This is a genomic window from Microbacterium aurantiacum (assembly GCF_040532595.1).
GTDB classification, from domain to species: domain Bacteria; phylum Actinomycetota; class Actinomycetes; order Actinomycetales; family Microbacteriaceae; genus Microbacterium; species Microbacterium chocolatum_B.
In genome coordinates this window covers 1,591,840-1,613,050 of record NZ_JBEVYX010000001.1, presented here as the reverse complement: position 1 = coordinate 1,613,050, position 21,211 = coordinate 1,591,840, and the positions used below count along the sequence as shown (strand labels likewise).

Annotated in this window: 18 protein-coding genes; 9 read left to right on the top strand and 9 right to left on the bottom strand. The window is 71.4% G+C overall.

The features are described 5' to 3' along the window. Positions 1–20 precede the first annotated feature (20 nt). A complete protein-coding gene (pip, locus tag ABXJ56_RS07675; protein WP_353999099.1) occupies positions 21–1,013 on the bottom strand; it encodes a prolyl aminopeptidase in 993 nt (330 codons plus the stop codon). Beyond that, positions 1,010–1,879, bottom strand: a complete 870-nt coding sequence (ypfJ, locus tag ABXJ56_RS07670; protein ID WP_353999098.1) for a KPN_02809 family neutral zinc metallopeptidase — start codon at positions 1,877–1,879, stop codon at positions 1,010–1,012. Before ypfJ ends, pip begins: the two co-directional genes overlap by 4 nt. Positions 1,880–1,931: 52 nt before the next feature. Between ypfJ and ABXJ56_RS07665 the strand changes: the two genes are divergently transcribed. The 3 genes from ABXJ56_RS07665 (at position 1,932) to ABXJ56_RS07655 (ending at position 5,326) form a co-directional block, all read left to right on the top strand. Next, positions 1,932–2,972, top strand: a complete 1,041-nt coding sequence (locus ABXJ56_RS07665; RefSeq protein ID WP_353999097.1) for a malate dehydrogenase — start codon at positions 1,932–1,934, stop codon at positions 2,970–2,972. Next, a complete protein-coding gene (locus tag ABXJ56_RS07660) occupies positions 2,973–4,718 on the top strand; it encodes a cation:proton antiporter (RefSeq protein WP_353999096.1) in 1,746 nt (581 codons plus the stop codon). It abuts the gene before it with no gap. Between the two features lie 68 nt (positions 4,719–4,786). Beyond that, positions 4,787–5,326, top strand: a complete 540-nt coding sequence (locus ABXJ56_RS07655; RefSeq protein WP_353999095.1) for a recombinase family protein — start codon at positions 4,787–4,789, stop codon at positions 5,324–5,326. 10 nt (positions 5,327–5,336) lie between these two features. On the opposite strand, the gene ABXJ56_RS07650 is transcribed toward ABXJ56_RS07655, so the two are convergent. The 4 genes from ABXJ56_RS07650 to ABXJ56_RS07635 are packed head-to-tail and all read right to left on the bottom strand — an operon-like array spanning position 5,337 to position 8,987. Then, positions 5,337–7,691 carry an excinuclease ABC subunit UvrA gene (locus tag ABXJ56_RS07650; protein ID WP_353999094.1) on the bottom strand — a complete coding sequence of 785 codons (2,355 nt, stop codon included), beginning with the start codon at positions 7,689–7,691 and terminating at the stop codon, positions 5,337–5,339. A gap of 43 nt (positions 7,692–7,734) precedes the next feature. Continuing rightward, positions 7,735–8,160, bottom strand: coding sequence for a TA system VapC family ribonuclease toxin (locus ABXJ56_RS07645; RefSeq protein ID WP_353999093.1), 426 nt, complete (start codon positions 8,158–8,160; stop codon positions 7,735–7,737). After that, positions 8,157–8,384, bottom strand: coding sequence for a hypothetical protein (locus ABXJ56_RS07640; RefSeq protein WP_053546559.1), 228 nt, complete (start codon positions 8,382–8,384; stop codon positions 8,157–8,159). Before ABXJ56_RS07640 ends, ABXJ56_RS07645 begins: the two co-directional genes overlap by 4 nt. 24 nt (positions 8,385–8,408) lie before the next feature. Then, positions 8,409–8,987: a DNA-3-methyladenine glycosylase I gene (locus ABXJ56_RS07635; RefSeq protein ID WP_353999092.1), complete on the bottom strand. Its 579-nt coding sequence runs from the start codon at positions 8,985–8,987 to the stop codon at positions 8,409–8,411. 107 nt (positions 8,988–9,094) lie between these two features. Here ABXJ56_RS07635 and ABXJ56_RS07630 point away from each other — a divergent pair, with 107 nt between their 5' ends. Next, positions 9,095–9,643 carry a type 1 glutamine amidotransferase domain-containing protein gene (locus ABXJ56_RS07630; protein ID WP_353999091.1) on the top strand — a complete coding sequence of 183 codons (549 nt, stop codon included), beginning with the start codon at positions 9,095–9,097 and terminating at the stop codon, positions 9,641–9,643. 119 nt (positions 9,644–9,762) lie between these two features. On the opposite strand, the gene ABXJ56_RS07625 is transcribed toward ABXJ56_RS07630, so the two are convergent. Next, entirely contained in the window at positions 9,763–11,868 is a 2,106-nt protein-coding gene (locus ABXJ56_RS07625) for an acyl-CoA dehydrogenase family protein (RefSeq protein ID WP_353999090.1), read from the bottom strand. Positions 11,869–12,050: 182 nt separating this feature from the next. Next, positions 12,051–14,075 (bottom strand): DNA helicase RecQ, encoded by a 2,025-nt coding sequence (gene recQ, locus ABXJ56_RS07620; RefSeq protein WP_353999089.1) that lies wholly within the window; start codon positions 14,073–14,075, stop codon positions 12,051–12,053. A gap of 139 nt (positions 14,076–14,214) precedes the next feature. Here recQ and ABXJ56_RS07615 point away from each other — a divergent pair, with 139 nt between their 5' ends. Then, on the top strand, positions 14,215–14,730 hold the full coding sequence (locus tag ABXJ56_RS07615) for a DUF4262 domain-containing protein (protein ID WP_353999088.1): 516 nt from the start codon (positions 14,215–14,217) through the stop codon (positions 14,728–14,730). Between the two features lie 30 nt (positions 14,731–14,760). Here the strand turns inward: ABXJ56_RS07615 and ABXJ56_RS07610 are convergent, their stop codons facing one another. Then, on the bottom strand, positions 14,761–17,292 hold the full coding sequence (locus ABXJ56_RS07610) for a DEAD/DEAH box helicase (RefSeq protein ID WP_353999087.1): 2,532 nt from the start codon (positions 17,290–17,292) through the stop codon (positions 14,761–14,763). A gap of 74 nt (positions 17,293–17,366) precedes the next feature. On the opposite strand from ABXJ56_RS07610, the gene ABXJ56_RS07605 reads away from it, so the two are divergent. The 4 genes from ABXJ56_RS07605 (at position 17,367) to ABXJ56_RS07590 (ending at position 21,197) form a co-directional block, all read left to right on the top strand. After that, positions 17,367–17,693: a GNAT family N-acetyltransferase gene (locus ABXJ56_RS07605; protein ID WP_435404963.1), complete on the top strand. Its 327-nt coding sequence runs from the start codon at positions 17,367–17,369 to the stop codon at positions 17,691–17,693. 8 nt (positions 17,694–17,701) lie between these two features. After that, positions 17,702–18,697, top strand: a complete 996-nt coding sequence (locus tag ABXJ56_RS07600) for a pirin family protein (RefSeq protein WP_353999086.1) — start codon at positions 17,702–17,704, stop codon at positions 18,695–18,697. 67 nt (positions 18,698–18,764) lie between these two features. Further along, the gene (locus tag ABXJ56_RS07595; RefSeq protein ID WP_353999085.1) at positions 18,765–19,307 is read left to right on the top strand and encodes an ECF transporter S component; all 543 of its coding nucleotides are present in this window, start codon (positions 18,765–18,767) and stop codon (positions 19,305–19,307) included. A gap of 60 nt (positions 19,308–19,367) precedes the next feature. Beyond that, positions 19,368–21,197 carry an ABC transporter ATP-binding protein gene (locus ABXJ56_RS07590; RefSeq protein ID WP_353999084.1) on the top strand — a complete coding sequence of 610 codons (1,830 nt, stop codon included), beginning with the start codon at positions 19,368–19,370 and terminating at the stop codon, positions 21,195–21,197. Positions 21,198–21,211 lie beyond the last annotated feature (14 nt).

The following is a 21,211-nucleotide window of genomic DNA, read 5'->3' as shown; positions in this document are numbered from 1 at the left end:
GGCCAACCCGGCGCCCGACCTCACCCCGCGGAGGTGACCGCGTCCTCCGCGAACCGGTCGGTCGCGGCCCGGAGCGCCGACGCGATGCCGGGTTCGGATGCCGCATGCCCGGCATCCGGAACCACGACGAACTCGGCCTCCGGCCAGGCCCGGTGGAGGTCCCACGCGGTCATCATCGGCGTGCAGACGTCGTAGCGTCCCTGCACGATGACGGCCGGGATGCCGCGGAGAGCGCGGGCGCCGTCGACGAGCTGCCCCTCGCGGAACCAGCCGTCATGGACGAAGTAGTGGTTCTCGATCCGCGCGAAGGCGACGGCGGCGTCCGGGTCGGTCATCGTCGCCACGAGCTCCGGATCGGGCCGGAGCGTGAGCGTCGACGCCTCCCAGCGCGTCCAGGCGAGACCCGCGGGGCGGTGCACGGCGGGATCGGGGTCGAACAGGCGGCGGTGGTACGCCTCGATCATGCGCGAGCGCTCGAGGACGGGGATCGGCGCGATGAACTCGTCCCAGAGGTCGGGGAAGAGCGCCCCGGCGCCGCCTTCGTAGAACCACTCCAGCTCGTGCCGACGGAGGGTGAAGATCCCGCGCAGCACGATCTCGGTGACGGCCTGCGGGTGCGTCTGCGCGTACGCCAGGGCGAGCGCGCTGCCCCATGAGCCGCCGAACACCTGCCACCGGTCGATCCCCAGGTTCCGCCGCAGCAGTTCGATGTCGGCGACGAGGTGCCACGTCGTGTTGTGGCGGAGGTCGGCGTCCGGCTCGCTGGCGTGCGGCGTGGACCGACCGCATCCGCGCTGGTCGAGGAGGATGATCCGGTACCGCTCCGGATCGAAGAACCTCCGGTGCCACGGGGAGGTCCCCCCACCGGGGCCGCCGTGGAGGAACACCACCGGCTTGCCGCCGGGATTCCCGCTCTGCTCGTAGTACACCCGGTTGCCGTCGCCGACGAGCAGCTCGCCGGTCTCGTAGGGCTCGATCGGCGGATACAGGATGCCGTCGAGGTGCGCCGTCACAGCCGGCTCCCGTCGACCGCGAAGGTGTCGCAGGCCGCGGGTCCCTCGCGGTATCCCGTCTGGAACCAGCTCTGCCGCTGTTCGCTGGAGCCGTGGGTCCAGGTCTCCGGGGAGACGCGACCGGTCGAGACCTCTTGTATGTGGTCGTCGCCCACGGTCGCCGCGGCGTTCAGGGCGTCCTGGATCTGTGCGTCGGTCGGTGCCTGGAGGAACGGGGTGCCGTTCTCGTCGACCTGCTCGCTCATCGCGCCGACCCAGGCGCCGGCGAGGCAGTCGGCCTGGAGCTCCAGGCGGACGCCGTTGCTGTCGGGGCCGCTGTCGCCGGGCGGGTGCTGCTCGAAGACGCCGGTGATGTACTGCACGTGGTGGGCGTACTCGTGCGCGAGGACGTAGAGCTGCGCGAGAGGGCCGCCGGTTGCGTCGAAGCGCTCGCGGAGGAGCGAGAAGAACGTCGGGTCGATGTACACGGTCTCATCCGCCGGGCAGTAGAACGGCCCGGTCTGGTTGGAGGCGGTGCCGCAGGGGGTCGAGGTCGACCCGTCGACGATGATCGGCTGCGGCGGGCGGTATCCGCGCAGCTCGCCCTCCCAGTACTGGTCCACGGCGAGGGTCGCCGCGGCCAGCCGGCAGTCGTCGCGGGCGTTGGCGTCGGCGCCGGTGTCGCATTCCGCGATCTCGCTCTCGCCGCTCGATCCCTGGCCCGCGTCGGTCGGCAGGAACCCCGAGAAGTCGCCGCCCGTGAAGAGGTTGAGCAGGAGCACGGCGATCACTCCGAGGCCGGCCACGCCGCCGCCCGCGATCGCGACGCCCCGCCCCCGCCGTTTCGCGGAGTGACCGCCCACGCGGGCGTTGTCGTTGAACGTCATGGGATGACGGTACAGCCCCGCTCGCGCGGACGCGGATGAGTAGGCTCGCACCATGGTGCGCGACGCGACGACGATCACCCTCACCGGCGCCGGGGGACAGATCGGATACGCCCTGCTGTTCCGGATCGCCGCGGGCGAGATGCTCGGCGCCGACCGGCCGGTGCGGCTCCGCCTCCTCGAGATCCCCCAGGGGCTCGGCGCCGCCGAGGGTGCCGCGCTCGAGCTGCAGGACGGCGCGTTCCCGCTCCTCCAGGACGTCGAGGTCACCGACGACCCCCTGGTCGGGTTCGACGGTGCCGACATCGCCCTGCTCGTCGGCGCACGCCCGCGCGGGCCGGGCATGGAGCGCGCAGACCTCCTCGCCGCGAACGCCGGCATCTTCGGCCCCCAGGGCCGCGCGATCGCCGAGGCCGCGGCCCCCGGCATCCGCGCGGTGGTCGTGGGGAATCCGGCCAACACGAACGCCCTTCTCGCCGCCGCAGCGGCGGCCCCGGAGATCCCGGCCGAGCGCTTCTCCGCGCTCACCCGCCTCGATCACCACCGCGCGGTCGCGCAGATCGCCGACGTCCTCCAGGTCTCGCCCGCCGCGATCGACGGGCTGGTCGTGTGGGGCAATCACTCCGCGACCCAGTTCCCGGATGTCGCGCACGCGCGCGTGCGGCTGCCGGACGGCGAGCGCCCGGTCGTCGACGCCCTCGCCGAGCGGTTCTACGGCGCGGATGCCGCGCGGACGTGGCTCGATCAGACCTTCCTCCCGCGCGTCGCCCGGCGCGGTGCCGAGATCATCGAAGTCCGCGGCTGGTCCTCCGTGGCCTCCGCGGCGCACGCGGTGATCCAGCACGTTCGGGACGAGCAGCTCGGCACCGACGGAGGATGGACCTCGGCAGCGATCGTCTCGCACGGCGAGTACGGCATCCCCGAAGGACTGATGTGCTCGGTGCCGGTCGCGTCTTCCGGCGTCGTCGGGTCAGACGGCGGTTACCGCACGGTCGAAGGGCTTTCCCTCGACGACCGCGGGCGCGCCCTCCTGCAGACCTCCGTCGACGAACTGATCGCCGAGCGCGACGCGGTCCGCGACCTCGGGGGGCGGTAGATGGGACCGACCGAGATCGTCCTCGCGGCGATCCTCGGCGTCCTCGTCATCACCCTCGCCACGGCCTTCGCTCCGCGACTCGGCATCGCGGGGCCCCTCGCACTGGTCCTCATCGGGATCGGGGTGAGTCTGCTCCCCTTCGTGCCCCCGATCGAAGTCGACCCGGAGCTGATCCTGGTCGGCGTGCTCCCCCCGCTGCTGTACTCCGCGGCGGTGTCGATGCCCGCGATCGAGTTCCGCCGGGATTTCCGGCCCATCGCCGGCCTGTCGGTCCTGCTCGTGGTGGTCAGCACCGTCGTGCTGGCGCTGTTCTTCCGCGCGGTCATCCCGGCGCTCGACATCTACCTCGCCCTGGCTCTCGGAGCCATCCTCAGCCCCACGGACGCGGTCGCGACGTCGATCGTCAAGCGGCTCGGGATCTCGCGCCGCGTGGTCACTCTGCTCGAAGGCGAGAGCCTCCTCAACGACGCCACGTCGCTGGTGATCCTCCGCACATCGCTCGCGGCCGTCGCGATCGGCGCGGGCGCCTCGGCCGCTCCGGAGGCGAGCGGGTTCCTCGAGACGTTCCTGTGGGGGGTCCTCGTCGCCCTCGTCGTCGGCGGCGTGATCGGGTGGCTGAACCTGCGTCTGCGGGCGGCGCTGTCGCACTCCGCCGCGGGAACCGCGGTCGGCTTCATCGTGCCGTTCGCCGCCTACCTCCCTACCGAGGAGCTCGGCGGTTCGGGCCTCGTCGCCGCGGTCGTCGCGGGCATCGTCACCGGGCAGGGATCGGCGCGGTGGTTCACGCCCGAGCAGCGCCTGTCGAACGAACTGAACTGGCGCACGATCGAGCTGGTGCTCGAGGGCGCGGTGTTCCTCCTGATGGGCCTGGAGCTGAAGGAGATCCTGCTCGACCTCCGCGACTCGCCCCAGGGAATCGGGCAGGGGGTCGCTCTCGCCGCCGGCGCGCTCGGACTCATCCTCGTGGTGCGGGCGGTCTACGTGGCCTTCCTCCTCTGGCTGCAGAGCCGCCGGGCCCGGCGACGTGGCAGGCGGCGGGAGCGCCTGGACGACGCGCAGCAGCGACTGGATGCCGCCGCCGAACGTCCGCCGCGGTTCGAACGCACCGATCCCCGGGTACGGCAGTCACGGATCGCCGCGGCCCGCGCGCGCGTCTCGCGCATGATGGCCGATCTGGACTACTACCAGGCCACTCCCCTCGGCTGGAAGCACGGAACCGTCATCGTCTGGGCGGGGATGCGGGGCGTCGTCACCCTCGCGGCGGCTCAGACCCTCCCGCGCGACAGCCCCGACCGCGCGCTGCTGGTGTTCGTCGCCTTCGCCGTCGCGGTCGGGAGCCTCATGCTGCAGGGCTTCACGCTCCGCGCGCTCGTGCGGATGCTGCGCCTGGACGATTCCGCCCAGGACGCGATCACGCGCGAGGAGCAGACGCGGATCGACGACGCGCTGCGACGCGCCGCGGCATCCGCCCTCGAGGAGCCGGGGCTCCGCAAGCGCGACGGCACCCCCTTCCCAGAGCACCTCGTCCAGCGCGTCGGGCACCGACTCACCGAGCCGCCCGACGACGACACCACCGCCCTCGCCCGTGACCTGTTGGAGCTGCGCATGGCGATGATCGACGCGATGCGCGCTCGGCTGGAGGAGCTCACGCACGGCGGCGAGTACAGCACGGCGGCGCTGCGCCACGCCCTCGCCGAGCTCGACGCGGACGAGCTCAGCCTGCAGCTGCGGCTCGACGGCGACTGAGGCGCCCCGTCCGGGCGTGCGATCGCCGCGGATCCGGGAGACAATGGGCGTCCAGTGAAAGGGCGCTCATGAGTGAGATCGATGAGGCTTCGTCGACGCGGACGGATGCCGGGGTGGACGTCGCCAGGGATGTCGCCGTCGATGCCTCGCTGCACCGCGGGCGCGCGACCGACGGCGCCCTCACCGCGGACACGAGTCCTCTGCACCTCCCGCACCCCGCCGCCGAGTGCCCGAAGTGCTTCACCGAGCTGCAGCAGGACCGCCACTGGTGGCGGGCCCGCCCGGCGGGTTCCCGCCTCGTCGGTCTCGTCATCTCACGTGAGGACATGCCCTCGGTGGTCGCGCAGCGCGACGCGCTGACCCGGTTCGGTGTGCCGATCGAAGGGTTCCGGCATCCGTCTCCCGAGATCCTGGAGAGCTGGGAGGAGCGGCTCGTGCGCCTGTTCGGCACGCTCCAACGCGGTGACGTCCTGGTCGTGGCGAACGTGCACGCCCTCGGCCGCGACATCGACGAGGAGACCCGGACGGTCGCCGAACTCCATCGCCGGGGCGTCGTCGTGAAGGTCCTCGAACCGGGCGGACGGCACCTCTTCGACACCGGGCGCTGACCGCCCGCGATCAGGCGCCGACGTAGGCCGCGAGGTGCTCGCCCGTAAGAGTCGAGCGAGCCGTGACGAGGTCGGCGGGCGTCCCCTCGAACACGATGCGCCCTCCGTCGTGGCCGGCGCCGGGCCCCAGGTCGATGATCCAGTCTGCGTGGGCCATCACGGCCTGGTGGTGCTCGATGACGATGACGCTGTTCCCGGCGTCGACGAGACGGTCGAGCAGACCGAGCATCGCCTGGACGTCGGCGAGGTGCAGGCCCGTCGTCGGTTCATCGAGCACGTAGATCACACCCTTCTTCGCCATCGAGATCGCCAGCTTGAGACGCTGCCGCTCGCCGCCCGAGAGCGTCGTGAGCGCCTGGCCGAGCGTGATGTAGCCGAGCCCGACATCGATCATGCGGGTGAGGGTCGTGTGGACCGCTCCCGTGGGGAAGAAATCCGCGGCCTCGGTCGCCGACATCGCCAGCACCTCGGCGATGTTCTTCCCGTTCAGGCGGTATTCCAGGACGGTGTCGCTGAAGCCGCTGCCGTCGCAGACCTCGCAGAGGGTCTCCACGGTCTGGGTGAAACCGAGGGTGGTGATGATCACGCCGAGGCCGCGGCACGCGATGCACGCACCCTCGGAGTTGGCGCTGAAGAGGCCCGGCTTCACGCCGTTCGCCTTCGCGAAGGCGGCGCGCACGGCATCCATGAGCCCGGTGTAGGTCGCGGGGCTCGAGCGGCGGTTGCCCTTGATCGGCGCCTGGTCGACCACGACCACTCCGTCGCGATCCGGAAGACTGCCGTGGATGAGCGAGGACTTCCCCGACCCCGCGACCCCCGTGACGACGGTGAGGATGCCGAGTGGAATGTCGACGTCCACGTCCCGGAGGTTGTGACGCGTCGCCCCGCGGATCTCGACCGCGCCGGTCGGGGTGCGGACCGTCTCCTTCACGCGGGCGCGGTCGTCGAGGTGGCGCCCCGTGACCGTCCCCGACGCGCGCAGACCCGCCACGTCGCCCACGTACTGGATCTCGCCGCCCGCGCGCCCGGCACCCGGGCCGAGGTCGACGATGTGATCGGCGATCTCGATGACCTCCGGCTTGTGCTCGACGACCAGCACGGTGTTGCCCTTGTCGCGAAGCTGACGCAGGAGCCGGTTCATGCGGGCGATGTCGTGCGGGTGGAGCCCCGCGGTGGGCTCGTCGAAGACGTAGGTGACGTCGGTGAGGGCCGAACCCAGGTGTCGGATCATCTTCGTCCGCTGCGACTCCCCGCCCGAGAGCGTCCCCGCCGACCGGTCGAGCGAGAGGTACCCGAGACCGATGTCGATGAACGAGGCGATGGTGCGCCGGAGGGTCGCCAGCAGAGGCGCCACGGCGGGGTCGTCGAGAGTGTCGAGCCACGCGGCGAGGTCGGTGATCTGCATGGCGGCGGCATCCGCGATGCTGATCTCGCCGATCTTCGACGAGCGCGCGCCGTCGTTGAGGCGGGTGCCGCCGCAGTCGGGGCACGGCTGGAACTTCACGGCGCGGTCGACGAACGCGCGGATGTGCGGCTGCAGCGCCTCCCGGTCCTTCTGGAGCATGCTCTTGGTGATCTTCGGCACGATGCCCTCGTAGGTCATCGACATGTTCTGCACCTTGACCTTCACCGGCTCCTTGTAGAAGAAGTCGTGCCGCTCGGTCTCGGTGAAATCCTTCACGGGCTTGTCGGGATCGATGAAGCCGGATTCGGTGAAGATCCGCACGAGCCAGCCGTCGACGTTGTAGCCGGGGATCGTGATCGCACCGTCGGCGAGCGACTTCTCGCGATCGACCAGTTCATCCAGGTCGATGTCGCTGACCTCGCCGAGGCCCTCGCAGCGCGGGCACATGCCCCCGGTGATCTCGAACGATCGGCGTTCCTGAACGCTCTTCCCGCCCTTCTCCCTCGTCATCGCCCCCGCGCCCGAGACGGAGGGGATGTTGAACGAGAAGGCCTGGGGCGACCCGACGTGCGGCTGCCCGAGGCGGCTGAACAGCATCCGGAGCATCGCGTGGGCATCGGTGGCGGTGCCGACGGTCGACCGGGCGTTGGCGCCCATGCGCTCCTGGTCGACGATGATCGCGGGGCTCACGTTCTCGAGACCGTCGACGTCGGGCCTGTTCAGCTGCGCCATGAACTGCTGGACGAAGGTCGGGTAGGTCTCGTTGATGAGGCGCTGGGACTCGCTCGCGATCGTGCCGAAGACGAGCGAGGACTTGCCCGAACCGCTCACCCCGGTGAACACCGTGAGTCGGCGTTTGGGGATCTCGACGTCGACGTTCTTCAGGTTGTTCTCGCGCGCCCCGATGACCCGGATCATGTCGTGGGCGTCGGCGATGTGCGCCTCGGTGTCGTCGCTCATCGTGGGTTCCTCCGTCGATCGTCGACCTGCCCGGCCGCGGCGCCTAGGGGATGGCGAAGACGACCTCCGCGCCCGAGGGTACCGCCGCGGTGACGATCCGGGTATCGAAGGTCGCGAGCCGTGCCTCGTGGGACGCAGCCAGGTGCAGGAGGTAGGTGTCGGTGACCTGCGAGCTCGCCAGCAGACGCTCGGTGTGCACGGATGCGTCCAGCAGACTGACCGAGTCGGGGAGGAACTCGTGATCCGGCTGCGCGGCGAGGCTCGCGAGGCTCGCGATCACCGTGGGAGCGGGCTGGGTGTTCGGGTACTTCGGGTGGCTGACGACGCGGACGACACCGTTCTGCACCGTCGGGCTGGTGCACCACGGCGCGTCGCGGGTGGCGAACCACGCGTGCGCTCGTTCGTGATGGACGTGCAGGGGATCGATCAGGGCGATGACGACGTTGACGTCGAGCAGATGACGCGTCACGCGAGGTCGTCTCGGAGGGCGTTGACGTCGTCGAGGCCGGCGCTCCCCGACGAGGCCTGGGTGGGCAGGAGCACGACGCCGTTGCGCGTACCGAATCGGCGCCGCTCGGTGAGCGTCGCGCGGGCGAGCTGCGAGATGGCTTCGCCGAGGGTGATGCCGCGGACGTCGGCGAACTGCTTCGCGGCGGCGAGGACGTCGTCATCGATCGTGAGGGTCGTGCGCATGCATCAAGCATCATGCATCACGCATCACTCGTCAACGGCCCGCCAGCACCCGGCGACGTGGTCGTCGACCATGCCCGCCGACTGCATCAGCGCGTACATGGTCGTCGGTCCCACGAACCGGAAGCCGCGTGCGCGGAGGGTCCTGCTCAGCGCCTCGGACTCCGCCGTCACCGCCGGCACCTCCGCCAGGGCGGTCGGGCGCCCGCCCGATGCCGGAGCGAACGACCACAGCAGCGCCTCGAACTCGCCCGGCGCCATCTGCGCGACGAGGGCTGCGTTGGAGACCGTCGCGAGGATCTTGGCGCGATTGCGGATGATCCCGGCATCCGTCATGAGCCGCTCGACGTCCGCCTCGTCGAAGGCCGCGACGACCTCGGGCTCGAACCCGGCGAAGACCTCGCGGAAACGCGGACGCTTGCGGAGGATGGTGATCCACGACAGGCCCGCTTGGAAGCCCTCGAGGCTCACCTTCTCGAACAGCGCGCGGTCGCCGCGGAGCGGGCGCCCCCACTCCTCGTCGTGGTACCGCGCGTACTCGGCATCCGCCCCCACCCACGCGCATCGGCTGCGCCCGTCGTCGCCGACCACGACATCCCCGATCATCGCGCCAGCATAGGAGGAGCCGCCGACACGCGCACGCGGATGATGCCACCTCGCCGCACGGTGTCAACCCCGCGCGCGGCGGGCGCGGCCCTGCCTACCGTGGGGACATGACAGATCTCACCGGAAAGCGCGTCGCCTTCCTCGCGACGGACGGATTCGAAGACAGCGAACTCACCTCCCCCTGGGAGGCGGTCACCGCCGCCGGTGCCACGGCGGTCATGGTCGCCCCCGCCGCAGGTTCCATCACGGGCAAGAACGGCCACAGCCAGAGCGTCGACACGGTGTCCTCCGACGCGGATGCCGCCGACTTCGACGCCCTCGTCCTCCCGGGCGGCGTGGTCAATGCCGACGATCTGCGGATGGACGCGGCATCCGTCGCCTTCTCCCGCGCGTTCTTCGCGCAGCACAAGCCCGTCGGCGCCATCTGCCACGCGGCGTGGACGCTCATCGAGGCGGACGTCGTCTCGGGTCGCACGCTCACCAGCTTCGCGAGCCTTCAGACCGATCTGCGCAACGCCGGTGCGACCTGGGTCGACGAGGAGGTCGTCGTCGACGCCGGCTTCGTCACCAGTCGCACGCCGGATGACCTGCCGGCCTTCAACGCGAAGGTGATCGAGGAGATCGCCGAGGGCGCGCACGCCGAGCAGACCGCCTGACGGTCCCGCCCCGCACCGGAACAGGAGATCCGGCGAGTGCAGGTCCGATTCCTTCGAATCGTCCTGTCCTCGCCGGATCTCCTGTTTTCGTGGGGTCTGATCACCCCGAGGAGTGCGGCCTACTTCTTCTGCAGCGCCTTCTCGGACGTCGGCGCGTCGCCGGAAGCCTTCAGTCGGGCGTAGTGCTCGCGCGCCTCGTCCTGTCGCTCCTGCTCGGCGCCCGACGCGATGGGTGCGCGCACGTGCTCGGGGGCGAGCCCGTAGGCGTCGACGAGGTCCTGCGCGTGGGGACGCAGGCGGGTGCACAGCCGTCCGATGTACCGGGAGACGGATGCCGCGCGCTGGGCCGAGAGCCGACCGTTGATGAGGTACCACGCAAGGTGCTTCTCGATCAGGTGGAGGCCGAACAGATCCCGGAGCCACGTGAGCACCTGACGCGTGCCCTCGTCCTGGATCGCCTTCACCCCGTCGGAGAACGCCTCCCACTGCAGCAGCTCCCCGTGCGCACGCGCGGCCTCGATGAGCTCGGCCTGGTGCTGGTTGAACAGCGCCGCGGCCTCGGCCGGTGACAGCTTGGACGCCGGGCGGAGGGCTGCGGCGAGGTCGGCGACCATCTGCTCGACGCGTCCGGCGAGCAGCTCGTGCTGCTGCTCGGCGCGGAGGCCGAGTTCGACGGAACGCGCGGTGGAGCCGAAGTCGGCGACGGACTGCCCGAGCTGGCGGAGGCCCGCGCCGTGGAACACCTTCCCGGCGGTCTGGCCGACGGCGAACTTCGCCAGCGCCGCGGCATCCGCACCCTTGAACTGCCGGGCGTAGTCGGCGAGGAGCCGCTTGCCGACCAGCTGCAGCAGCACGTTGTTGTCACCCTCGAAGGTGACGTACACGTCGAGGTCGTGGTGCAGGCCCACGAGACGGTTCTCGGCGAGGAAGCCCTGTCCGCCGCACGCCTCGCGCGCCTCCTGAATCGTGTCGAGCGCGTTCCAGGTCGACAGCGGCTTCAGCGCGGCCGCGAGCGTCTCGAGGTTCTCCCGCTCGTCGGGGGTGTCGTTGCGCCCCGAGAAGACGCCGTCGAACGTCGTCAGCAGCTCGTCGTGGGCGAAGAACTGCGCGTAGTTCTGCGCGATGAGCGGCAGGAGGCGGCGCTGGTGCTTGCCGTAGTCGAGCAGGGTCACCTCGTCGGAGCCGCTGCCGGAGTCGAACTGGCGACGCTGATTGCCGTACGTGACGGCGATCTTCAGCGCCAGGGCGGATGCCGTCGTGGCGGCGCCGTCGAGCGAGACGCGGCCCTGCACCAGGGCACCGAGCATCGTGAAGAAGCGGCGACCGGGGCTGGAGATGTCGGAGGAGTAGCTGCCGTCGGGGGCGACGTCGCCGTAGCGGTTGAGGAGGTTCTCGCGCGGGACGCGGACGTGATCGAAGTGGAGGCGCCCGTTGTCGATGCCGTTGAGGCCGCCCTTGACGCCGTCGTCCTCACCGCCGATCCCAGGGAGGAAGTTCCCGTCGTCGTCGCGCAGCGGCACGAAGAAGCAGTGCACGCCGTAGTTGACGCCGCCGGTGATGAGCTGTGCGAAGACCGTGGCGGCCTTGCCGTGGAGGGCGGCGTTGCCGAGGTAGTCCTTCCACGCCCCGCGGAACGGGGTGTGGATGACGAACTCCTCGGTGTCGGGGTCGTAGGTGGCGGTGGTGCCGATCGCCGCGACATCCGATCCGTGTCCGGTCTCGGTCATCGCGAAGGCGCCGGGGAGCTCGAGCGAGATGACCGCGGGGAGCCACCGGTCCCAGTGGCTCTTCGTGCCGAGCTGGTAGATCGCCGAGCCGAACAGTCCCCACTGCACCCCGGACTTGATCTGGAGGCTCGGATCGGCGAGGACGAGCTCTTCGAACCCGGCGATGTTCGCGCCGTTGTTGTCGTATCCGCCGTACTCGGCGGGGAACGCGCGACGCGACCCGTCGATGTCGACGAGCATGTGCAGCTGGGTGAGGACCCGCTCGCGGTGCTCCTCCTTCGACTGGCCCGTGACCTGCCAGAAAGCGGAGTCCTTGATCGCCTCGCGGGTCTCGCGGCGGGTCTCGGCCCACGTGCCGAGGAGCATGTTCTCCACCGCGGCGATGTCGATGCGGGCCTCCGCGGCCTCGGCGGCGGAGTGCGGTGCCCGGGGAGCACCGCCGGCGGGGGTGCGGCGGTTGGTGGCGGGCCTGGATGTGCGGACAGCGGCGTCAGCCATGTGCATCACCTTTCGAGGGATGGACAGGAGCAAGGTTGGCTCAACGGTAGGTCTCCCACAAGAGTGGGCAAACTCCATTGGCCTTAACCGACAAGGATGCCGGGGCCTCGCGCCGGGCACGATTGTGTCCGATCGACAGGCGGGCCGTTCGGCGGGTCGTGCGACGCGGTCGGACGACCTCCTCAGGCGGCCTGCTCGGCGACGACCTCCAGGACGGCGTCGCCGTACGCCTCCCGCTTCTTGGCGCCGATGCCGGGGACCCCGTCGAGGTCGGCGAGCGAAGACGGCCTCCGCTGCGCGAGCGCGCGCAGGGTGGCGTCGCCGAAGACGATGTAGGCCGGGACGCCGAGCTCGCGAGCGACACCCGCGCGCCACGTGCGCAGCGCCTCGAAGAGCGGGACGTCGCCCGCTGCCACCCCGTCGGGCGCGGCCGCGCGGCGGACGCGGGGTGCGGAGGTCCGGCCGATCGTGTCACGACGGAGAGGCACGGGCGTCTCGCCGCGGAGCACGCCGCCGGCGCTCTCGCCCAGCGCGAGGGTGCCGTACTCTCCCCGCGCGACGAGGATGCCGCGCGCGAGGAGCTGCCGGATGACGCTCCGCCAATCCTGATCCGACAGGTCGGCGCCGAGGCCGTACGTCGACAGGGCGTCGTGCCCCTGTTGGCGGATGCGGTCGGTCGAGGCGCCCCGGAGGATGTCGATGAGGTGACCCGCGCCGAACGCCTGGTTGCGCTCGCGCTGCAGTCGCACGATCGTCGAGAGCAGCTTCTGCGCGGGGATGAGGCCGTCCCACGTGTCGGGGGCCTCGATGCACGTGTCGCAGTTGCCGCACGGGGTCGAATCCTCGCCGAAGTACCCGAGGAGGTTCTGGCGGCGGCATCCGACCGTCTCGCAGAGGGCGAGCATGGCATCCAGGTGCTGACCGAGTCGCATCTTGTAGGTGCGGTCGCCGGGCGACTGGTCGATCATCCGCCGCTGCTGCACCACGTCGCCGAGTCCGTAGGCCATCCACGCGACGGCAGGCTGACCATCGCGGCCGGCGCGACCGGTCTCCTGGTAGTACCCCTCGACGGACTTCGGCAGGTCGATGTGCGCGACGAAGCGGACGTCGGGCTTGTCGATGCCCATCCCGAACGCGATCGTCGCGACCATCACGACGCCGTCCTCGCGGAGAAAGCGGGACTGGTTCGCCGCCCGCGTCTCGGCCGGAAGACCCGCGTGGTACGGCAGGGCGTCGATGCCCTGCGCGCTCAGGTACTCCGCGGTCTGCTCGACGGACTTGCGGCTCAGGGCGTAGACGATTCCCGCGGCGCCCTCGGGCTGCGATCGGATGAACGCGGTCAGCTGGCGGCGCGGGTCGCTCTTGGCCTCGATCCGGTACTGGATGTTGGGGCGGTCGAAGCTCGAGACGAAGTGACGCGCGGTCGGGAGCTGGAGTCGCTCGGAGATCTCCCGGTGGGTCGCGGGCGTCGCTGTCGCGGTCAGCGCGATCCGCGGGACGTCGGGGAAACGCTCCGCGAGGTCGCCGAGGCCGAGGTAGTCGGGGCGGAAGTCGTGCCCCCACTGCGAGACGCAGTGGGCCTCGTCGATCGCGATGACGCTGAGCCGGCCCTGCCCGAGGAGGCGGCGGGCGGAGTCGGTGTTGAGGCGCTCGGGGGCGACGTACAGGAGGTCGAGCCCGCCGGTCAGGTAGGCCTGTTCGACGCGGCGGCGCTCGGCGGCATCCTGCGTGGAGTTGAGGTACGCCGCCCGCACGCCGTTGGCGACGAGTGCGTCGACCTGATCGTGCATCAGCGCGATGAGCGGGCTGACCACGAGCCCCGTCCCGGGCCGGACGAGCGCCGGCACCTGGTAGCAGACGCTCTTGCCCCCGCCTGTGGGCATCAGGACGACCGCATCGCCGCCGCCCGTGACCTGGTCGATGATCGCGGCCTGATCGCCGCGGAAGGCGTCGTACCCGTAGACCTCGCGGAGGACGTCGGTGGGCGCCGTACCGGTGAAGTCGCGGACCGGGGGTGCGACGGGACCGGGCGGCGCGGCGGCGGACGGAGCCCCCGGCGCCCCGTACGGCTCGGGTGGCGGCATCCAGCCGTCGTCCTCGGGGGGCGCCCACTCGTCCGGCGGGACGCCGTCGAAGGGCGGGGCGTCGTCGAACGGCGGGGCGTCGAGGTATGCCCCGGGGCCTGTGGGTTCGACGGGACGCGGCATTCCTCCAGCGTAACCGGCGGCCCCGACACGACCCCGAGGGGGACCGCGACCTGTGGAGAACAGATGTTCGATATGAATGTCGGACGGGTGTGAGATCTTCGAACATCGCCTCGCCGAAGGCGCAAGGAAAGGAAGTCCGATGTTCGACATCACCGACGCAGAGCTGGCCTGGCTCGACCAGGAGGACGCGCACGTCGCCGACATGATCCGGCGGCACGGGGTGTACATCACCTACGTCGGCGGGGCATGCTCCCTGCCGGGGTGCGCGTGCGCCGAGTCCGGCGAGAACCCCGCGTTCGGATACACCGCCGGCCTGTTCGGCATCGGGCACCCCGAGCTCGCGATCACCGGGGTGTCCATGAACACCGCGGGTCGGGTGCTCAACGACGTGGCGGCGACCGTGCTCGACGGCGCACACCTCGTCCCGGGGATGGAGCTCGACCTCGAAGTGGGGCCGCGGCGCGTCTCGGTGCAGCGCGTGCCCAACCCCGGCGAGATCGCGTTCACCGCCAACCGGCACTACCACCGTCCGGATCACGCCTCCGTGCCGCTGCTGCAGCTCGTCTACACCGACGAGGAAGGCCGGTTCCCCTGGGACGACGGGTGCGCCCTCACGCCCGACGCGCAGCCGCTCCCGGGGCGGTGGCGCGCGTGACGACGGTCGGCTCCGCGAGCGGATCGACGGTCAGAGGCGGACGACCTCGTTCACCCGGAGCACGGCGGTGCCCTCCTCGACGGAGGCCGCGAGGTCCACCTCGCCGCGGATCCGCCAATCGTGGTCGCCAGCGGGGTCGTCGAGTGTCTGCTCGACCACCCAACGGCCGGCGGCGGCATCCGTCTCGTCGATGCGGACGAGCGACGGCGAGCGCGCGGGGCCCCCGGTGAGGATCTCCTCGTGCTCGTCGAAGTAGGCGTCGAGGGCAGCGGGCCAGTCGACGTCGGGGTCGAGCGCGACCAGCGCATCGTCGTCCTGCAGCGCCGCCAGCTGCACGCGGCGGAAGAGCTCGTTGCGCACGAGGACCGTGAACGCGCGACGGTTGGTGAGCACCGACGGCGGCGCGGGCGGGACCACGGGCGCGTCGTCGCTCTCGGCTGCGGGGTGGGTCAGCGACTCCCACTCGTCGACGAGGCTCGAGTCGACCTGACGGACGAGCTCGCCGAGCCACTCGATGACGTCCATCAGGTCGTCGGTGCGCGCCTCGGCGGGGACCGTCTGCCGGATCGCGCGATAGGCGTCGGACAGGTAGCGCAGCACCAGACCCTCACTGCGTCCGAGTTGGTAGAAGGCGACGAACTCGCCGAACGACATCGCCCGCTCGAACATGTCCCGCACCACCGACTTCGGCGACAGCTCGAAGTCGCGCACCCACGGCTGGCTGGACGCGAAGACCTCGAACGACTGCGCGAGGAGGTCGGCGAGCGGCTTGGGGTAGGTGATCTCCTCGAGCAGCGCCATGCGCTCGTCGTACTCGATGCCGTCGCGCTTCATCGCGGCGACCGCTTCTCCACGCGCGCGGTACTCCTGCTGCGACAGGATCGCGCGCGGGTCGTCGAGCGTCGCCTCGATGACGCTGACCACATCGAGGGCGTAGTGGCCCGAGCCCGCGCCGTCCTCCTGCGGCGCCCCGCTGTCGCGGTCGAGCAGCTCGATGGCGGCGAGCGCGAACGGCGACAGCGGCTGGTTGAGCGCGAAGTTGGGCTGCAGGTCGACGGTGAGCCGCACCACGGGCTCCGCGCCCGCGCGGTCGACCTCCACGATGCCCGCGGCACGGAGGGTCCGGAAGATCGCCAGGGCGCGCCGGGCGAGTTCGTACCGACGCGCGAGCGGCTCGTGGTTGTCGAACACCAGTGCGCGGACATTGCCGAAGACGTCGCCGCCTCGGCCGATGACGTTGATGAGCATCGCCGCGGTCATCTGCATGTGCGGCGTCAGGGGTTCGGGTGTCGCCGCGACCAGGCGCTCGAACGATCCGAGACCCCAGTTCACGACACCCGTCGGCGCCTTCTTCCGGACGATCTTCTTCCGCTTCGCCGCGTCGTCGCCGGCCTTCCGCAGGGCCGCCTCGTTCTCGATCTCCCACTCCGGCGCCATCACGATGACGTTGCCGTAGGGGTCGTATCCAGCGCGGCCCGCGCGCCCGGCGACCTGGTGGAACTCGCGCGCCGAGAGCTGCCGCATCCGTGTGCCGTCGTACTTCGACAGCGCCGTGATCACGACCGTCCGGATGGGGACGTTGATGCCGACGCCGAGGGTGTCGGTGCCGCAGATCAGACGGAGGAGCCCGCGCTGCGCGAGCGTCTCGACGAGGCGGCGGTAGCGCGGGAGCATGCCCGCGTGATGGATGCCGATCCCCGCGCGCACGAGGCGCGACAGGGTCTTGCCGAACGCGGTGGTGAAGCGGAATCCGCCGATCGCCTCGGCGATGGCGTCGCGCTGCTCGCGCGTGGCGACCTTCGCCGACGACAGGGCCTGCGCGCGCTCGACCGCCTGGGCCTGCGAGAAATGGACGATGTACACCGGCGTCTCGCGCTGATCCATCAGGCGCTGGACGACCTCGTGGACCGGCATCCGCTCGTAGTCGTGGTGCAGCGGCACGGGGCGCTCCACGCCCGTGACCTCCGCGACGGGTCGCCCGGTGCGCTCCCGGAGGTCGTCCGCGATCGCGGTGACGTCGCCGAGCGTCGCCGACATCAGCAGGAACTGGGTGTCGGTGAGGGTCAGCAGCGGCACCTGCCAGGCCCACCCGCGCTCGGGGTCACCGTAGTAGTGGAACTCATCCATGACGACCTGGTCGATCGCCGCATCCGTCCCCTGTCGGAGGGCGAGGTTCGCGAGGATCTCGGCCGTGCAGCAGACGATCGCCGCGTCGGGATTGACGGAGGAGTCGCCCGTGACCATGCCGACCTTGTCGGCGCCGAAGATCTCCACGAGCGCGAAGAACTTCTCGCTCACCAGGGCCTTGATCGGCGCCGTGTAGTACGTGCGGCCGCCTCGGGCGAGCGAGGCGGCGTGCGCCGCGACGGCGACGAGCGACTTGCCGGTGCCGGTCGGGGTGGACAGGATCACGTGCGCGCCCGAGACCAGCTCGATGACGGCCTCGTCCTGCGCGGGGTAGAGGGTGAACCCCCGCTCCGTCGCCCAGTCGACGAAGACGTCGTACACGGCATCCGCATCGCCGGCGGCCGACGCGAGAGAGTCGGTCAGGGTCGCGGGCATTCCCCGAGTCTGCCAGTCACTGGCGGAATCGGACGCCGCGCGCCTACGTTGAGGAGCACGACGAGAGGACCACCGTGACCGACAACGACCACACGACCGTCACCCGCAACGACGAGGCCGGGCGCTACGAGATCCACGTCGACGGCGAGCTCGCCGGCTTCAGCGAGTTCAGCACCGACCCGAAGGGCCGCCTCCGGTTCACCCACACCCAGACCGACCCCGCCTTCCGCGGGCAGGGACTCGGCGGCATCCTGGTCGCCGGGGCCATGGCCGACGTGGCCCGAAGCGGAGAGACGGTCCGGCCCTACTGCCCGTTCGTGGCCAAGTACCTGAGCGAGAACGGCGTCGAGGGGCTCACGGTGGACTGGCCGACGCCCCGGCCCGGGGCCTCCGAAGGCTGAGGCCCGGGATGACCCGCCTCGACACCGACGACGCCGTCGCCACAGAGACCGCCTCCGAGTGCGACGGCCCGCGCGCCCTGCTGCTCGAAGCCCGGGAGGTGCCCCTCGGCGGTGTGCGGGCGATGTCTGTCCGCCGGGCGCTGCCGCAGCGCGACCTGCCGCTCGTCGGGGCCTGGTGCTTCCTCGACCGGTTCGGGCCGCAGGTCACGCGGATGCGCGTCGAACCGCACCCGCACATTGGGCTGCAGACGGTGACGTGGCCGTTCGTCGGCGACGTCCGCCATCGCGACTCGGTGGGCAGCGACGTGCTCGTGCGACGCGGGGCGCTCAACCTCATGACGAGCGGCGCCGGCATCGCGCATTCGGAGTACTCCCTCGGCGAGGAGGCCACACCGCTGGACGCGCTGCAGCTGTGGGTCGCGCTGCCGGAGTCGCGCCGTCACGGCGTTCCCGCATTCGAGCAGCACAGCGACCTCCCCGAGGTGACCCTGCAGGCGACGGCGGGCGAACCGGGCACGGCGACCGTGGTCCTCGGCACCCTCGGGGGCGTCTCCTCCCCCGCCACGACCTACACCCCGATCGTCGGTGCCGAGATCGCGGTGCCGCCGGCATCCCGCATCCGCATCCCTCTCGATCCCGCGTGGGAGCACGCGCTGATGGGCGTCGAGGGCGATCTGCGGGTCGCCACGGGTGTCGAGGGGGCCGACGATCCGGTCGACCTCGACGGCGAGCATCTGCTCTACCTCGGCCTCTCCCGGGACCACGTCGAGATCGAGAGCACCGATGGGGCTCGGGTATTCCTCCTCGGCGGCGAGCCGTTCGAGGACGACATCGTGATGTGGTGGAACTTCGTCGGCCGCAGCCACGACGAGATCGTCGAGGCGCGCGAGGCATGGGAGAGCGGTGCTGAGCGGTTCGGCGCGGTCATCGACCACGGCGACGAGCGGATCCCCGCTCCACCCATGCCCGCCGTCCGCCTCACGCGTCGCAAGCGCCGCGTCTGACCGCGCCCGGGTTTCTCCCGGCCGCACGCGATCCGCACCCCGGCCCACCGGCGATACGCTGAGGACCGTGGCCCGAACCTCCGTCCTCTCCACACGCGTGCTCCTCACGAGCGCCGCGATCGGAGTGGCGACGGGACTCCTCGGCGGCATCGCCGGGTGGGTGACCCCCGTGGTGCTCCTGGCGGTCCCGATCCTGTACGGGATCGTGCTCGGCTCCCACGTGCTGCCGGGCATCATCGCCCAGGAGGTCATCCGACTCCCCTGGGTGGCGCTCCTCTCCCACGTCTTCGCCGCACTCGTCGCCAGCGCGATGGCACCGCAGTGGGCGCTGCGCTTCCTCGGGACGGCGCTGCTCTTCGGCGGGATCCAGGAGCTCGTCGCCGCCCTCACCCGCTACCGGGTGTGGGACGCGTGGCGGTTCTTCATCTCGGCGATCATCATCGGCATCCTCGTCGCCGTCGTCGTCGCGTTCGCCGCCGACCTGGCATCGCTCCCGACCTGGGCGCAGGTGGTCTACCTGGTCGTCTCGGTGCTCGGCCCGGTCGCCTGGACGGCGCTCGGCCTCGGCATCGGCGTCGCTCTCCGCCGCGCCGGCGTCGCCCGCCGCTGACCGGAACACGCCGGGACCCGCCGCGGTAGGTTAGGTGAGACTCACCTACCGAGGCCCGCCGTGACTGCACACCCGCTCCCCGCGCCCGGTTCCGGCTCACCTTCCGGGCCCGGCCCGCTCGCGCGCCTGCGCGACGTGGCGATCACCCACGAGGGAGAGGATGCCGCGACGCCGGCCCGGGTGTCGTTCGACGTCGCGCCCGGCGAGGTGGTGCTCGTGCTGGGCCCCAGCGGATCGGGCAAGTCCACCCTCGCGCTCGCCTTCAACGGCCTGATCCCGCACGCCGTCCCGGCCACCCTCGACGGATCCGTGGTCGTCGCAGGCCTCGACACCTCCGCCAGCACCGTAGCGCGGCTCTCACGACACGTCGGCATGGTCTTCCAGGACCCCGACGCCCAGCTCGTGACCGGTACGCTCCTCGACGAGGTCGCCTTCGGACCCGAGAACCTCCGCCTGCCGGTCGGCGATGTCCTCGCCCGCGCCGAGGCGGCGCTCCGCCGGGTGGGCCTGTGGGAGCGGCGAACCGAGAACCCGGACCGCCTGTCCGGCGGCGGCCGGCAGCGTCTCGCCATCGCGTGCGCCCTCGCGATGGGGTCCCGCCTGATGGTGCTGGACGAGCCGACGGCGAACCTCGATCCTCGCGGCATCGACGAGGTCTACGAGGCGCTGGCGGAGGTCGCGGGTGATCCGGAGCGGGCGATCGTGCTCATCGAGCACAACCTCGACGCGGCGGTCGCCCTCGTCACGCGCGTGGTGGTGCTGGACGCCGCCGGCGTCGTCCTCACCGACGGCCCGACCGACACCGTGCTCCGCGGTGACGCCGAGCGCCTCGCCGCGCTGGGCGTCTGGCTCCCGACCTCGACGCTCGCCGCGCTCCGCCTGCGCGGCGCCGGCTACACCTTCGATCCGCTCCCCCTGACACCGGACGAGCTCCGCGCCGCGCTCGAGGCGCAGCCGGCGCCGGATCCCGCGCCGGCGATCATCGCGGATGCCGCCACCCCGGCACCCGCCGCCGTCACCGCCGACGCGGCGGTCGAGGTCCGCACCCTGACGCTTCGGCGTGGGAAGACCCCGGTCCTCCACGACGTCTCGGTCGACATCCCGCGCGGCTCCTTCGTCGCCGTCGTCGGCGCCAACGGAGCGGGCAAGACCACGCTGGTCCAGGCGATGGCCGGGGTCCTCCCGTCGCCGAAGGGGACGGTGCGCGTGGGGGGCGACGACATCGCCCGCCTCGACGAGCGCACGCGGGCCGAGCGCGTGGGCTTCGTCTTCCAGAATCCCGAGCACCAGTTCATCACGGCATCCGTCTTCGAGGAGATCGCGCACGGCCTGCGCCGCGTCGCCGCATCGGATCAGGAGGTGCGCGAGCGCACGACGGCCCTGCTCGAGCGATTCGGTCTCGCCGAGCGCGCGCACGTCCACCCGTTCCTGCTGTCGGGCGGACAGAAGCGACGCCTGTCGGTCGGCACGGCGCTCGTGGCGGGCGCCGGCGTCCTCGCGCTGGACGAGCCCACCTTCGGGCAGGACCGCGCGCGTGCCGAGGAACTCCTCTCGCTCCTTCGCGATCTGCACGCCGACGGCACGACCGTCATCGTGGTCACCCACGACATGCAGCTCGTCGCCGAGCACGCCGAACGGGTCGTGGTCATGGCCGACGGGCGGATCCTCGCCGACGCGACGACGGCGGAGGTGTTCGCCGACGCCGACCTCATCGACCGTGCGGGCCTGCGGATGCCGCCGCTCACGCGCGCGCTGCACGGCGTGGCGGGACATCCGCACCTGGCGGCGGCGACCCGCGTCGCCGACCTGCCCGGCGCCCCGCACCTGCCCGGTGCCCCGCTCGATCCCGAGACCCCGCTCGTGACCGGCCCCGACGGGAGCGCGTCGTGAGCTTTCCCGCCACC